The following is a 15,328-nucleotide window of genomic DNA, read 5'->3' on the forward strand; positions in this document are numbered from 1 at the left end:
TGAAGGAGATGCCGGAGCCGAATCCTTGCCAGCCTTGCGAAACCGCCATCATTTGGCTATGGAGGCCGCGCATTCAGCGGCTCGGCCTGGCTGGACGCGTTTTTTCCGCTTTTCGGCCTTCGGTCAGGCATCCAGTCAAAGGCATTTCGCTTCCATGGCGCGCATCGTGATGAAATTCGGCGGAACCTCCGTCGCCGACATCGCCCGCATCCGCAACGTTGCGCGCCATGTCAAACGCGAGGTCGACGCCGGCCATGAGGTCGCGGTGGTGGTCTCGGCGATGGCCGGCAAGACCAACGAACTCGTCCGATGGACGCGCGAAGCCTCGCCGATGCACGACGCGCGTGAATATGACGCCGTTGTCGCTTCCGGCGAGCAGGTCACCGCCGGCCTGCTGGCGATCACCTTGCAGAACATGGGCGTTCATGCCCGTTCCTGGCAGGGCTGGCAGATCCCAATCAAGACCGACAATGCGCATGGCGCGGCGCGCATCCTCGACATTGACGGCGCGTTCCTGATCAAGCGCTTCGGCGAGGGCCAGGTGGCGGTGGTTGCCGGCTTCCAGGGTATCGGGCCTGATAATCGCATCGCGACGCTCGGCCGTGGCGGCTCCGACACCAGCGCGGTGGCGATCGCGGCGGCGGTCAAGGCCGACCGCTGCGACATCTACACCGACGTAGACGGGGTCTACACGACCGATCCGCGCATCGAGCCGAAGGCGCGGCGGCTGGCCAAGATTTCGTTCGAGGAAATGCTTGAAATGGCCTCGCTCGGTGCCAAGGTGCTGCAGGTGCGTTCGGTCGAGCTTGCCATGGTGCACAGGGTGCGTACCTTCGTGCGGTCGTCCTTCGACGACCCCGACGCGCCCGGAATGGGGGATTTGCTCAATCCGCCCGGAACGCTCATTTGCGACGAGGAAGAGATCGTGGAACAGCAGGTCGTCACCGGAATTGCCTATGCCAAGGACGAGGCGCAGATTTCACTGCGCCGTGTCGGCGACCGGCCGGGCGTCGCCGCCGGCATTTTCGGGCCGCTGGCGGAAGCCAACATCAATGTCGACATGATCGTCCAGAACATCTCCGAGGACGGTAAGTTCACCGATATGACCTTCACCGTGCCATCCGGCGATGTCGACAAGGCGCTTGCCGTGCTCGAGCGCCTGAAGGCCTCGATCGGCTATGATGTCATGCAGTCGGAAGCCGGCATGTCGAAGGTCTCGGTCATCGGCATCGGCATGCGCAGCCATGCCGGCGTCGCAGCCACCGCCTTCAAGGCGCTGGCCGACAAGGCGATCAACATTCGCGCCATAACGACCTCCGAGATCAAGATTTCGATCCTGATCGATGGTCCCTATACGGAACTTGCGGTTCGTACTTTGCATTCCGTCTACGGTCTGGATAAGCAGTAGCAGACTGATTGAGTTGTTGCGTGAGCGCCGGCCGCAGGGGAAACTGCGGCGGGCAGAATGTCCATTGGAGAAAAAGCCGCGATGCGTGATACGGCCAGTGGCCCGCGCGTTTTGCTGAAACGGCTCCGCGAGCTCATGCAGGAGCCGCTGGAGCCGCAGGAGCGGCTTGACCGCATCGTGCGCGACATTGCCTCCAACATGGTCGCCGAGGTCTGCTCGCTCTACGTGCTGCGCGCCGATTCGGTGCTCGAACTCTACGCCACCGAAGGCCTGAACCCGAAAGCCGTCCACCTGGCGCAGCTCAGGCTGGGGCAAGGCCTCGTCGGCACGATCGCGGCCAGCGCGCGGCCGCTCAACCTCTCCAATGCGCAGGAACATCCCGCCTTCGCCTACCTGCCCGAAACCGGGGAGGAGATCTACAATTCCTTCCTCGGCGTTCCGGTGTTGAGGGCAGGGCGCACGCTTGGCGTGCTGGTGGTGCAGAACAAGACCATGCGTCACTACCGCGACGACGAGGTCGAGGCGCTTGAAACGACGGCGATGGTGATCGCCGAGATGATCGCCACCGGCGACCTTGCGCGGCTGACCCGGCCCGGGCTCGAACTCGACTTGCGCCGGCCGGTGAGCTTCACCGGCCTGTCCTTTAATGAAGGCGTCGGACTTGGCCATGTCGTGCTGCACGAGCCGCGCATCGTCGTCACCAACCTGTTCAATGAGGACAGCGAGGAAGAAGTCCGCCGGCTTGAGGCTTCGCTCGGCTCGCTGCGGCTCTCCATTGACGACATGCTGGAGCGCCGCGAAGTCGCCTTCGAAGGCGAGCATCGCGAGGTGCTCGAGGCCTATCGCATGTTCGCCAATGACAGCGGTTGGGTGCGCAGGCTGGAGGAGGCGATCCGCAACGGCCTGACGGCGGAAGCGGCGGTTGAAAAGGTGCAGAGCGACATGCGCGCGCGCATGCTGCACATGACCGACCCATATCTGCGCGAGCGGATGAGCGATTTCGACGATCTTGCCAACCGGTTACTGCGCCAGCTGATGGGCCGCGGACCGGAGGATGTGGCGGCTTCGCTGCCGAAGGACGCCATTATCGTCGCCCGCTCGATGGGGGCCGCAGAATTGCTCGACTATCCGCGCGACAAGCTGCGCGGGCTGGTGCTTGAGGACGGCGCGGCGACCAGCCATGTCGTCATCGTGGCACGCGCCATGGGCATCCCGGTCGCCGGCCAGATGAAGGGCGCCGTTTCCATGGCGGAAAACGGCGACGCCATCATTGTCGACGGCGAGGAAGGCACGATCCATCTGCGCCCGCAGCTCGACCTTGAAGCCGCCTATGCCGAAAAGGTGCGCTTCCGGGCGCGCCGGCAGGAGGTCTACCGCGAACTGCGCAAGAAGCCGTCAGTCACCAAGGACGGCGTCCAGGTCGACCTCTTGATGAATGCCGGCCTGGCCGTCGACCTGCCGCAGCTGGTCGAGTCGGGTGCGGCCGGTATCGGCCTGTTCCGCACCGAACTGCAATTCATGGTCGCTTCGACCTTTCCCCGCGCGGAGGCCCAGGAACGGCTTTACCGCGATGTGCTCGAAGCGGCGCGCGGCAAGCCTGTCACCTTCCGCACCATCGATATTGGCGGTGACAAGGTGCTGCCCTATTTCAAGGGTGCGATCCAGGAAGAAAACCCGGCGCTCGGCTGGCGGGCGATCCGGCTGACGCTCGACCGGCCGGGCCTGCTCAGGACCCAGATCCGCGCCTTGCTGAAGGCGTGCGGCGGACGCGAATTGAAGCTGATGCTGCCGATGGTGACGGAACTCAGCGAAATCGCGCAAGCGCGCGAGATCATTGACCGCGAGGTGCGGCATCTGTCGCGTTTTGCCCACCATCTGCCGACCAGCCTCAAGTTGGGCGCCATGCTGGAAGTGCCGTCGCTGCTGTTCCAGCTCGACGAGTTGATGAAGGCGGTCGATTTCGTTTCGGTCGGCTCGAACGACCTGTTCCAGTTCGTTATGGCGGTCGATCGCGGCAACACGCAACTGGCAGACCGCTTCGATACGCTGTCGACGCCGTTCCTGCGGATCTTGAAGCAGATTGCCGACGCTGGGGCTCGCAACCACACGCCGGTGACCTTGTGCGGGGAACTCGCCGGCAAGCCGATCTCGGCGATGGCGCTGATCGGCCTCGGCTACCGGTCGATCTCGATGTCGCCGGCTTCGATCGGGCCGGTCAAGGCGATGCTGACCGAATTGCCGCTGGAAGAGCTGGAGGCCTTCTTCGACGACAATCTCATGGCACCGGCCCTGGGGCTGCCGATGCGGGCGCTGCTGCAGGCCTTTGCCGACGATCGTTCGATCCCGCTATAACTCAAGAACTCAAACCATGATCAACCTGCCTCGCGACCGTATGGATCAAGTCGTCAAGCGTTTCGACATGCTCGAAGCGCAGATGTCGGCCGGGCCGGCGGCGGACGCCTATGTCAGGATGGCGTCGGAATATGCCGACATCCAGGAGATGGCGACAAAGATCAGGGCACTGCGCGCCGCGGAGCAGGAACAGGCCGACCTGGAAGCGATGCTCGTCGACAAGGGCACGGACGCCGAGATGCGTGCATTGGCCGAGGCGGATCTGCCCGAGGTCGAGGAGCGCATCGAAGCGCTGCAGAAGGACATCCAGATCCTGCTTCTGCCCAAGGACGCTGCCGACGACAAGAACGCCATCCTTGAAATCCGCGCCGGCACCGGCGGCGACGAGGCGGCCCTGTTCGCCGGCGACCTTTTTCGCATGTATGAACGCTACGCTGCGGCACACGGCTGGCGTTTCGAGGCGGCGTCGGCCAGCGAGGGCGAGGTCGGCGGCTACAAGGAAATCATCGCCACGGTTTCGGGCAAGGGCGTCTTTGCACACCTGAAGTTCGAATCCGGCGTGCATCGCGTGCAGCGCGTGCCGGCGACCGAGGCCGGCGGGCGCATCCACACGTCGGCGGCGACGGTTGCCGTGCTGCCGGAGGCGGAAGAGGTCGACATCGACATCCGGGCGGAAGACATCCGGATCGACACGATGCGTGCGTCCGGTTCCGGCGGCCAGCATGTCAACACCACCGATTCGGCGGTGCGCATCACCCATTTGCCGACCGGCATCATGGTAGTGCAGGCGGAAAAATCGCAGCACCAGAACCGGGCGAAAGCCATGCAGATCCTGCGGGCGCGGCTTTACGATCTCGAGCGCAGCAAGGCTAATGAGGAACGCTCGGAATCGCGCAAGTCGCAGGTCGGCTCGGGCGACCGCTCGGAGCGCATCCGCACCTACAATTTCCCGCAAGGGCGCGTCACCGACCACCGGATCAATTTGACTCTCTACAAGCTCGACCGGGTGATGATGGGCGAGCTCGACGAGATCATCGATGCGCTGATCGCCGATCACCAGTCGAAGCTGCTCGCCGATATGGGCATCGATGGCTGACATGTTGCCCGGCACGCTCGGGCCTTTGCTTCGTTCAGCGCGGCAACGTCTTGCCGTGGCCGGCGTCGCGGATCCGATGCTGGATGCCAGGCTGATCGTCGAACATTATTCCGGCACGACCCGCACGCAGGCCATCGCCGATCCGCAACGATCGGTCGATGCCGCTGCGATTGCCGCAATCGATGCTGCCTTGAAACGGCGCGCCGCCGGCGAACCGGTGCATCGCATCCTCGGCTATCGCGAATTCTATGGCTTGCGCCTTTCGCTCTCACCGGAAACGCTGGAGCCGCGGGCGGACACCGAGACATTGGTCGAAGCGGTGCTGCCCTTCGTCAAGGCGACAGCGGAACGGCAAGGCGGATGCCGCATCCTCGATCTCGGTACCGGCACCGGCGCCATCGCGCTGGCGCTGCTCAATGCCGTTCCGGCCGCGACCGCCACCGGCGTCGATATTTCGAAGGGCGCGCTGGCCACTGCCATGCGCAATGCGCAGCAACTCGGTCTTGCCGACCGCTTCAAGACGCTGAAATCCAACTGGTTTGCAAAAGTTTCTGGCCGCTACCATTTAATTGCCGCAAACCCTCCCTATATACCATCCAGAGATATTGGAAATCTGCAGGACGAGGTCCGCGATTTCGACCCACGCCAAGCCCTTGATGGCGGCGTGGATGGTCTGAGCCCCTACCGGAATATCGCCGCTGAAGCGGCGCGTTTTTTGGAAGCTGAAGGCAGAATTGCAGTCGAGATCGGCTATACGCAACGCAAAGAGGTTACGGCTATATTCTGCGCAGCCGGCTACATGTTGGCCGGGGCGTTTTGCGATTTTGGCGAAAATGACAGGGTTTTGATCTTCAAACGTGGTTGAAAGCCTTGATGCAGTGCGAAAAAACGCTTGGCAATACCGGGGAATGCGGCTAGGGTCGCCTTAACCGGATGAGACGAAGCAGGCAGTGCTCTTAGCGATTCGGTTTTCCTTTGAAATAGCTGCCTTCTTGCGCAAACGACGCCCAAGCTTCGTGCGGGAATCGTCCGGCAAGTGATGTAACCGGAACAGGATGGCACGTGGCGCCAACGCAATCGATGCGGGCGAACGCCGGTGAAGAAACGAAACGGCTGGCTGCATGAGCGCCTCCGATCGTGAAGAGTTTTCGAAAATTTCAAAATGAAGAGAGTCGAATGAGGCCACAACAGCAGAACAGGCGCATGCGCGGTCGCAACAACAATGGCGGCGGCAACAACAATAACAATCGCAAGGGGCCAAATCCCCTGACGCGCAATTACGAGAGCAACGGCCCGGATGTGAAAATCCGCGGGTCGGCTCAGCAGATCGCCGAAAAATACGCAACCCTTGCCCGTGATGCGCAAAGCTCCGGCGACCGGGTGATGGCGGAGAACTATCTCCAGCATGCCGAGCACTACAATCGCATCATTGCTGCTGCGCAGGCGCAGATGCCGATTCAGAACGCCCAGCAGAACCGCGACGAGTTCGACGATGACGAAGATCGCGACGAGTTCGAAAATGCCGGTGCCAACGTCAATGAGGCGCCGGTCAACCACGGTGCGGGTCCGCAGCCGGTCATCGACGGCACGCCGGTCGAGTTGGCGTTGAACCAGGAAAATGGTCGCGACAATCGTGACAATGGTGGGCGTGACAATGGCGGGCGCGACGATCGCGACGGCGGCCGCCATCGCGATCGTCGTCCCAATGGCGGTTACGGCCAGAACGGCCAGCGCGGCGAGTATGGTTCGCGCAGCGAGCAGAGTGGGCAACAGCGCGGTGAACAGAACCGACGCAACGAGACATCGGCGCAGCCAGAAACTGCTGCGGCCGAGCCCGTAGCCGAGCCCGCGCCGCAGTCGCAGTTCGAAAACTTTTCGCCGGCGGGTCTTGCCGCCCAGGCCGAGTTGAACGAAGCCGCCGCTGAAAACGGCGCTGCACGCCGGCCCAGGCGTCCGCGCCGTCCACGTATCAATGCCGACCAGGCGGATGGCGGTGGTGACAATGCAGCCGGCGAAGTGGATGCTGTGCCGGCTGAAAATGCTGGCGGCGGACCTGCCACTGCCGAGATCGAGAACTGATCGAACAAGGCTTTTCGGACATTTGGACGGCGGAGAGAAATCTCCGCCGTTTTTGTTTTGCGCGCACGTCGAATATTATGAGTTGACCGATATCAAGGCTTCTTGAGAGACCGTGGCCTATACACCATATCTCGCCTGAACAGGATCCGGCTCTAACGGGCGGGTCCGTCACCGCAATCTGATCTGGTGCCGCAAAGCGGGCCGGTGACGGAAGGAGACAGAGATGAACCTTGAGAAATATTCCGAGCGCGTACGCGGCTTCATTCAGTCCGCACAGACCATGGCGCTCTCGCGCAATCACCAGCAGTTCACCCCCGAACATATATTGAAAGTCCTCGTCGATGACGACGAGGGCCTGGCTACGTCGCTGATCGAGCGCGCCGGCGGCAATGTCCGAGACGTCAAGCTCGGCGTCGAATCGGCGCTCGAAGCCATGCCCAGGGTGGAAGGCGGCAATGGCCAGCTTTACCTGGCTCAGCCTTTGGCAAAAGTGTTTTCGACCGCCGAGGAGCTGGCAAAGAAAGCCGGCGACAGTTTCGTCACCGTCGAACGGCTTCTGCAGGCGCTCGCCATGGAGAAATCGGCCAAGACCGCCGATCTCCTTGCCAAGGCCGGGGTGACCGCGCAGGCGCTCAACCAAGTCATCAACGACGTCCGCAAGGGACGTACCGCCGATTCGGCGAGTGCCGAGCAGGGCTATGATGCGCTGAAGAAGTACGCGCGCGACCTTACGGCGGACGCGCGCTCCGGAAAGCTTGATCCGGTCATCGGCCGTGACGACGAGATCCGCCGCACCATCCAGGTGCTGTCGCGCCGCACCAAGAACAATCCGGTGCTGATCGGCGAGCCGGGCGTCGGCAAGACGGCGATTGCCGAAGGGCTGGCGCTGCGCATCATCAATGGCGACGTGCCGGAATCGCTGAAGGACAAGCAGCTGATGGCGCTCGACATGGGTGCGCTGATCGCTGGCGCCAAATATCGCGGTGAATTCGAAGAGCGGCTGAAGGCCGTGCTCTCCGAAGTGACATCCACCGATGGCAACATCATCCTGTTCATCGACGAGATGCACACGCTGGTCGGCGCCGGCAAGGCGGATGGCGCCATGGATGCGTCGAACCTGTTGAAGCCGGCGCTGGCGCGCGGCGAGCTCCACTGCGTCGGCGCGACGACGCTCGACGAATACAGGAAGCACGTGGAGAAGGATGCAGCCCTTGCCCGCCGCTTCCAGCCGGTTTTCGTCGATGAGCCGACGGTGGAAGACACTGTCTCGATCCTGCGCGGCCTGAAGGAAAAATACGAGCAGCACCACAAGGTGCGCATCTCGGATTCGGCTCTCGTCGCGGCGGCGACGCTGTCCAACCGCTACATCGCCGACCGCTTCCTGCCGGACAAGGCGATCGACCTTGTCGACGAGGCCGCATCGCGGCTCAGGATGCAGGTCGATTCGAAGCCCGAGTCGCTGGACGAGATCGACCGCCGCATCATGCAGCTCAAGATCGAGCGCGAGGCGCTGAAGGTCGAGCAGGATGAGGCGTCGAAGGACCGGCTTGCCCGGCTTGAGAAGGAACTCACCGATCTGGAAGAGGAATCGACGGAGCTGACCTCGAAGTGGCAGGCGGAGAAGCAGAAGCTCGGCCTCGCCGCCGATCTCAAGAAGCAGATCGACGAAGCGCGCAACGAGCTTGCCATTGCCCAGCGCAAGGGTGAGTTCCAGCGCGCCGGCGAGCTGGCCTACGGCCGCATCCCGGAACTGGAAAAGAAGCTGAAAGAAGCAGAGGCCCGTGACGGCAAGGCCGGCATGGTCGAGGAGGTGGTCGCCCCTGACCATGTCGCCCATATCGTGTCGCGCTGGACCGGCATTCCGGTCGACAAGATGCTGGAAGGCGAGCGCGAGAAACTGCTGCGCATGGAAGACGAGATCGGCAAGCGCGTCGTCGGCCAGGGCGAGGCGGTGCAAGCGGTGTCCAAGGCCGTGCGTCGCGCGCGTGCCGGCCTGCAGGACCCGAACCGGCCGATCGGCTCGTTCATGTTTCTCGGGCCGACGGGCGTCGGCAAGACCGAATTGACCAAGGCTCTTGCCAATTTCATGTTCGACGACGAGAGCGCCATGGTGCGCATCGACATGTCGGAGTTCATGGAGAAGCATTCTGTCGCCCGGCTGATCGGCGCGCCTCCCGGCTATGTCGGCTACGAGGAAGGCGGTGCGCTGACCGAAGCGGTACGGCGCCGGCCTTACCAGGTCGTGCTGTTCGACGAGATCGAGAAGGCGCATCACGACGTCTTCAACGTGCTGCTGCAGGTGCTCGATGACGGCCGCCTGACCGACGGGCAGGGCCGCACGGTCGATTTCCGCAACACGCTGATCGTCATGACGTCGAACCTCGGCGCCGAATATCTGGTCAATCTCGGCGAGGACCAGGATGTCGATGTGGTGCGCGACGAGGTGATGGGCGTTGTCAGGGCAGCATTCCGGCCGGAGTTCCTTAACCGCGTCGACGAGGTGATCCTGTTCCACCGGCTGCGCCGGCAGGATATGGGCCGCATCGTCGAGATCCAGCTCAATCGGCTGGAAAGCCTGCTTGTGGACCGCAAGATCACGCTTTCGCTGGACCAGGAAGCGATCGACTGGCTGGCGGCCAAGGGCTACGACCCAGCCTATGGCGCGCGGCCGCTGAAGCGGGTGATGCAGAAGGACCTGCAGGATCCCCTGGCGGAGAAGATCCTGCTCGGCGACATCCTCGACGGCTCCACCGTCAAGGTCACTGCCGGTTCCGACCGGCTGAACTTCCGGTCGAAGCCGACTGTGGTGGCGGCGGAGGCGGCGGCCTGATTCGAGGCGGCCTTGCATTGATAGTGGGGCGCAGATGACGCTGGACGATTACAACAGCTTCTGCGCCTCGCTGCCTGCGACGACCCATGTCGTCCAGTGGAGCGGCGCCCATGTCTGGAAGGTCGGAGCCAAGGTCTTTGCGATCGGCGGCGGCTGGGATGAGGGCAAGGATCCCTTCGTCACCTTCAAATGTTCCGACATCGCCTATGACGTGCTTAAGGAGCAGCCTGGTCTGAGGCCCGCGCCCTATCTTGCGTCGCGCGGCATGAAATGGATCCAGCGCCAGACACGCCAAAGCATGGACGATGAGGCGCTGAAGGACTACCTGCGCGAAAGCCATCGCCTTGTCGCCCTCAAGCTGACGAGGCAGGCGCGCAAGGAATTGGGGCTCTAATCGGCGGACCTTCAAGTCGTATCGGGTCGCCGCCTTGTCTTTTGTCTAAGCATTGGATTTTCCCAAAAAACCGATTTCCACTTTTGGGTCCGATGCTCCAGCCGCCGGAAATCCGCCATCTTCATGCCCGGTTCATATTGGAACCTTATCCTGGATAACTGATTGGCTGGCGAAGGGGTTCGCCGGGTATGAACAATGCCGGGCGGCGGCAATTACTGACTGGAGAGTTTGGCAACAATGTTCCGCACGATCTTCTGCCTTTCGGCACTCGCAGCCGGGTTTCTGTCTTCCGGCGTGATGGCGGCGCCGACGCAGGAGACTCCGCCGCGGACCGCCCGGATGGCCGATTCCGGCGGCATCCTTCTCGCCCAGGACGGCAATCTCGATGTCTATTACGATGCCAGGGGAAATCGCGTCATCGTTGATGCGGACACCGGCAAGGTCATCGCCATCCAGCCGCCGCAGACCAGGCTCGACCGCCGTGCGCTGCGCCGCGAAATGCGGCTGCGCGAACTTGGCCGCGCGCCGGTCGAGGACGACGACCGCTACTACCTCGACGATCCCGAGGACATGGCGCGCTTGCGCCGCAAGCAATTGGAAGGGGAAGGCCGGATCATCGCGCCGCCAGTCGATGAGTACGATCCATATAGCGACAATTCCGAGCAGGTCTTTCCGGACGCCCCGCAGGATGGTGGCATCTACCCCGAGGTGTCGCCGACCGAACCGCCCGTCACGCGCCAGCCGCTTGACGAGGCTTCGATAGAACCTCCGACAGAGCCGAGCGAGCAGGCAGTACTGCCGCCAGGCGGCAAGAGCGTCGTCGAACCGCCGCTTTCGCTCGGCGCGCGAGAGGATGTGGCGGAGCTGCAGGTGCTGCTCGACCGCGCTGGCGCCTCTCCCGGCGTCATCGACGGACGGTTCGGCTCGAATGTCGACAAGGCACTTGCCGCCTACAACGAGATCACCGGCAGCAATCTGAAGTCGACCGACGCTGTCGGCATCAAGGCCGCCCTTGCGCAATCCGGCGGCGATGCCTTCGCTTCCTATACGATCACACCCGAAGATGCCGCCGGCCCCTATGTCGCGTCGGTGCCGGAAGACTACAGCCAGAAGGCGCAGCTCGACCGGTTGAGCTACACGTCCGTCACCGAAGCGCTGGCCGAGCGCTTCCACATGGACGAAAACTACCTGAAGGTGCTCAATCCGGAGGCCAACTTCAACCGCCCCGGCACGATCATCAAGGTCGCCAACTTTGGCAGGCTGGTGGCGACGCCGGTTGCCCGCATCATCGCCGACAAGGCCAACAAGCAGGTCCGCGCCTATGATGCGTCGGGCAAGCTGGTCGCGGCCTACCCCGCAACCATCGGCTCAGCGGACACGCCGTCGCCGTCAGGTACGCACACGGTGTCGCGGGTCGCCTTCGATCCCAACTACACCTACAATCCGAGCATCAATTTCAAGCAGGGCGAAAACGACAAGGTGCTGACCATACCGCCGGGGCCGAACGGCCCGGTAGGTTCGATCTGGATCGCGCTGGACAAGCCGACCTACGGTATTCACGGCACGCCCGATCCGTCCAAGATCGGCAAGACCGAAAGCCATGGCTGCGTGCGGCTGACCAATTGGGACGCGCGCGAGCTCGCCAAGATCGTCTCGCCGGGCGTCACGGTGGAGTTCACCGACTGAATTCCTTGTTCTATGAATGTCGCTATCCCAGAACCGCTACGCACTTTGGGCGACATGCATTAATCAGCCGATGATCTTGCGCAGGAATGGCGCACGCAACGCTGCGGCGTAGATCAGCTGCACCACCAGAATGAAGCCGACGCTGAGCAAGGGGCTGATGAAGCAGAGCGCGGCGCTGAGCGCCCACAAAGTCTGAGCCTTGACGATGCGCAGATAAACCGTCCGTGTGGTCTCTGCGTCGACGCCTTCCGCCAGGAAACCGTTTTTCTCCGCATAGCGCCAGCTGGCGAGCAGCGTTGCGCCGAGCATCAGCAGATTGAGCCAATAGACGAGCACAGCGGTCCTGAATTCGAGGAAGTCAGCCAAAAGGTCGGTCGAGAACGGCAGCAAGGCGACAAAGCCCAGAAAGCACAGGTTCAGCGTGGCAAGCCGTCTGTCGGACTTTGCGATCAGCCCATGCTGGGCCTGCTGGCCGAACCAGAAGATGGTCAGCGTCAGGAAGCTGAGCGCATAGGTCAGAAAGCGCGGCGCCAGCGCTGCGATCGCCGCCAGCAATTCGCCTTCGGAACGGACCATTTCGTGCGGCGGCACCCTGATCTCAAGGACGATCAGGGTCAGCGCGATGGCAAAGACGCCATCGGTGATGCCGACGACGCGCCTGCGCGCTTCTGCCGATGGTTCAAGCGGTCGTTTCATGCAGCGTTCCCCCCTTGTTTGCGGCGTTACGAAAACTTAGCACGACATCGGGCGTTTGCACCCGGATTGGCATGATCCTGTCCATGCGGTCAGGCCGTCGCCGAATCTGGTTTCAACGAGATCAACCCGCTGGCAGATTGTTGCAGGCGCGCTGGAGGTCTAAATCAGGCTCCATGAAGTCTCCGAGCGAAGCCGCCGCCGTCCCCCTGACCGGTACACTTCCACGCGACGCGTTTTGTCCGCAGGCGCGGCGCAGGTTCGTGCTGATTGCCGCGATCCTGGCTTCCGCGCTCGGCTTCATCGACGGTTCGATCCTGGCCATCGCGACGCCGGCGATCCGCGTCGACCTCGGCGCCAGCCTTGCCGAGGCGCAGTGGATTTCGAACGCCTATGCATTGACACTTTCGGCGCTCATCCTCGCCGGTGGCGCCGCGGGCGACCGCTTCGGCCTGCGCCGCGCATTCGTGGCCGGCATTGCCCTGTTCATCGCCGCTTCGCTCGCCTGCGCGGTGGCGCCCAATCCGGGAGTGCTCATCGCGTTTCGCGCCATCCAGGGCATCGGCGCTGCCGTCATGGTGCCGGGCAGCCTCGCCATCATCGCCAAGGCCTATCCGAAGAACGAGCGCGGCAGGGCGATCGGCATCTGGGCGGCTGCCTCGGCCTTGACGACGGCACTTGGCCCGGTGCTTGGCGGCTTCGTCCTGTCGACCTTCGGCGACGGCGTCTGGCGGGCGATCTTCGCCATCAACCTGCCGCTCGGGCTGATCTCGATCTACCTTCTGCTGGCAAGGGTTCCCGCCGATGCGCCGACGGAAAAGCGAAGCCTGGATCTCGGCGGCGCCGGACTTGCCACACTGGCATTCGGGGCGCTGGCCTACGGCCTGACCTCGATGAGTGCCAAGGGCGAGGGGCAGATGTCAGGGCCGAGCATCGCTGCCGGCGCGGTGCTGCTCATCGCCTTCATTGTCTTCGAGCGCCGGCAGCGCGAGCCGATGATCGATCTCTCGCTGTTTCGCATCGGCGCTTTTGCCGGCGCCAATGTCGCGACCTTCTTCCTTTACTTCGCGCTGTCGGCCAATTTGTTTTACCTGCCGATGCTGCTGATCGCCGGGTGGAGGCTGAGCACGGCTGAGGTCGGTTTCATCTTCCTGCCGCTGTCGGCGTTGATCGCACTATTGTCAGGGCCCGTCGGCCATTGGTCCGACCGCATCGGACCGCGTTTTCCGATCGCCAGCGGCAGCCTCGTCGTCGCCTTCGCTTTTGCCGGGCTTGCCTTGTTGGCCTACGTCGGCATCCACAATTTCTGGGCGGGGGTGTTTCCGCTGATGGCGCTGATGGGGTTCGGCATGGCACTGGTCGTGTCGCCGCTGTCGACCGCGATCATGACGGCGGTCGAGGACAAGGACACCGGTGCTGCCTCGGGCATCAACAATGCCGTTTCGCGCATCGGCGGCCTGATCGCCGTGGCGGCGATGGGCTCGCTGGCGGCCTGGATCTATGCGGCCGGGCTGAACACCGGTGCCGCGTCCGGCATTCCGGACTTCGGCGAACCGGCGCCGGCCGGCCTGGCGGCAGATCTTGATGCGGCGAGGGTTGCCGCCAGCGATGCGGCCTTCGCGGTCATCGCCGCAGTGACCGCGCTGCTTTGCCTGCTTTCGGCAGTCATCGCCTGGGCGACTGTTTCCGGGCAGCCGCTACCGTGGTCGGGCCAGTCTGAGAATCCGCAGAACTGATTCAGGTGAAGGATTAGCCTTCGATCTTGGCGCTGGCGACCTTCAGCGAATCGCTATCCTGCTGCTTGAGCAGGTCGTCGATGCGCTCGCGCTCACGTTTGAAGGCAACCAGGTCGTCGCCCTTCAGCACCTTGCCGACCGGCAGGCGGACGCGCATCGAATCGACCTTGGTGCCGTTGACGATCAGCTCGTAGTGGAGATGCGGGCCTGTGGAGAGACCGGTCTGGCCGAGATAGCCAATGATTTGGCCTTGGCGGACATGCACGCCCGGCTCGATGCCTTTGGCGAAGGCGCTCTGGTGATTGTAGGAGGTCTCGTAGCCGTTGGCGTGGCGGATGATGATCTGCTTGCCATAGCCGCCAGCCCAGCCGGCCTTCTCGACGACGCCGTTGCCGGCAGCGATGATCGGCGACCCGATGGGGGCGGCCCAGTCAGTGCCTGTGTGCATACGGACATAGCCGAGGATCGGATGCCTGCGGGCGCCAAAGCCAGAGGTGAAGCGACCATTGGGCAGGGGGTTGCGCAGCAGGAACTGCTTGGCGCTGCTGCCGTTCTCGTCAAAATAGTCGGTGCTGCCGTCCTGCATCTGGAAGCGGTAGAAATTGCGCGTCTGCCCGCCAAAGGTCGATGAAACGTAGAGCAGCTCGGACTCGTCGGACGCCTGGTCGTCGCCATCCGGCTGCGAGAACAGCACGTCGAGACGGTCCGACGGACCGAGCCGCGACTGGAAGTCGACATCAGATGCCAGCAGCTTGACCAGTTGCTGGGTCAGCTTCTTCGATATGCCGTAGGAATAGGCGGCGCGATAGATTCCGTCATAAATGTTCGGCAGATTACCGCGCACCACCACCGGCGGCGAATCGTCGAATGCCGTCAGCAATTCGGGATTGGGCTCCGGCTCCTGCGCCGGCACATACTGGCCGTGATCGTCGAGCGCGATGGTCACGATGTGCTGGGTGCGGTCGTAGATGCTGGTGCGAACAACCTTGGCGGCGTCGCCACGCACCTCAAGCCCGACGCGCAGCACGGTTCCGGCCTTGAGCGCCGGTGCGTT

11 protein-coding genes (1 of these 11 cut by a window edge) are annotated in these 15,328 nt (G+C 63.1%); 9 read left to right on the top strand and 2 right to left on the bottom strand.

Going from position 1 to position 15,328, the window contains the following annotated elements; all coding sequences use genetic code 11:
* Nucleotides 1-154: 154 nt before the first annotated feature.
* From EN859_RS06160 to EN859_RS06195, 8 genes are all read left to right on the top strand, one after another.
* Complete coding sequence (locus EN859_RS06160; RefSeq protein ID WP_127852431.1) at nt 155-1,408, top strand: aspartate kinase; 1,254 nt, start codon at nt 155-157, stop codon at nt 1,406-1,408.
* Between the two features lie 81 nt (nt 1,409-1,489).
* Nucleotides 1,490-3,760 carry a phosphoenolpyruvate--protein phosphotransferase gene (gene ptsP, locus EN859_RS06165; RefSeq protein ID WP_127852430.1) on the top strand — a complete coding sequence of 757 codons (2,271 nt, stop codon included), beginning with the start codon at nt 1,490-1,492 and terminating at the stop codon, nt 3,758-3,760.
* A gap of 16 nt (nt 3,761-3,776) precedes the next feature.
* Nucleotides 3,777-4,856: a peptide chain release factor 1 gene (gene prfA / locus EN859_RS06170; RefSeq protein ID WP_127852429.1), complete on the top strand. Its 1,080-nt coding sequence runs from the start codon at nt 3,777-3,779 to the stop codon at nt 4,854-4,856.
* Nucleotides 4,849-5,721 (top strand): peptide chain release factor N(5)-glutamine methyltransferase, encoded by an 873-nt coding sequence (gene prmC, locus EN859_RS06175; RefSeq protein WP_127852428.1) that lies wholly within the window; start codon nt 4,849-4,851, stop codon nt 5,719-5,721. Before prfA ends, prmC begins: the two co-directional genes overlap by 8 nt.
* Nucleotides 5,722-6,059: 338 nt before the next feature.
* Nucleotides 6,060-6,935: a DUF4167 domain-containing protein gene (locus tag EN859_RS06180; protein WP_245525494.1), complete on the top strand. Its 876-nt coding sequence runs from the start codon at nt 6,060-6,062 to the stop codon at nt 6,933-6,935.
* A gap of 223 nt (nt 6,936-7,158) precedes the next feature.
* Nucleotides 7,159-9,765, top strand: coding sequence for an ATP-dependent chaperone ClpB (clpB, locus tag EN859_RS06185; RefSeq protein WP_127852426.1), 2,607 nt, complete (start codon nt 7,159-7,161; stop codon nt 9,763-9,765).
* Between the two features lie 34 nt (nt 9,766-9,799).
* Nucleotides 9,800-10,159 carry an MmcQ/YjbR family DNA-binding protein gene (locus tag EN859_RS06190; RefSeq protein WP_127852425.1) on the top strand — a complete coding sequence of 120 codons (360 nt, stop codon included), beginning with the start codon at nt 9,800-9,802 and terminating at the stop codon, nt 10,157-10,159.
* A gap of 237 nt (nt 10,160-10,396) precedes the next feature.
* Complete coding sequence (locus tag EN859_RS06195) at nt 10,397-11,845, top strand: L,D-transpeptidase family protein (protein ID WP_127852424.1); 1,449 nt, start codon at nt 10,397-10,399, stop codon at nt 11,843-11,845.
* A gap of 63 nt (nt 11,846-11,908) precedes the next feature.
* On the opposite strand, the gene EN859_RS06200 is transcribed toward EN859_RS06195, so the two are convergent.
* The gene (locus EN859_RS06200) at nt 11,909-12,541 is read right to left on the bottom strand and encodes a TMEM175 family protein (protein WP_127852423.1); all 633 of its coding nucleotides are present in this window, start codon (nt 12,539-12,541) and stop codon (nt 11,909-11,911) included.
* 173 nt (nt 12,542-12,714) lie between these two features.
* On the opposite strand from EN859_RS06200, the gene EN859_RS06205 reads away from it, so the two are divergent.
* Nucleotides 12,715-14,274, top strand: a complete 1,560-nt coding sequence (locus EN859_RS06205; protein ID WP_127852422.1) for an MFS transporter — start codon at nt 12,715-12,717, stop codon at nt 14,272-14,274.
* 13 nt (nt 14,275-14,287) lie between these two features.
* Here the strand turns inward: EN859_RS06205 and EN859_RS06210 are convergent, their stop codons facing one another.
* A protein-coding gene (locus EN859_RS06210; protein ID WP_189501738.1) for a M23 family metallopeptidase crosses the window boundary here: on the bottom strand, nt 14,288-15,328 show its 3' portion. The gene runs 927 nt beyond the window's last position; the window shows 1,041 of its 1,968 coding nt (coding positions 928-1,968); its start codon lies off the right edge, out of view — the gene reads right to left on this strand; it ends in the stop codon at nt 14,288-14,290.

The sequence above is a fragment of the Mesorhizobium sp. M00.F.Ca.ET.216.01.1.1 genome, from assembly GCF_004010325.2.
Lineage (GTDB): Bacteria > Pseudomonadota > Alphaproteobacteria > Rhizobiales > Rhizobiaceae > Mesorhizobium.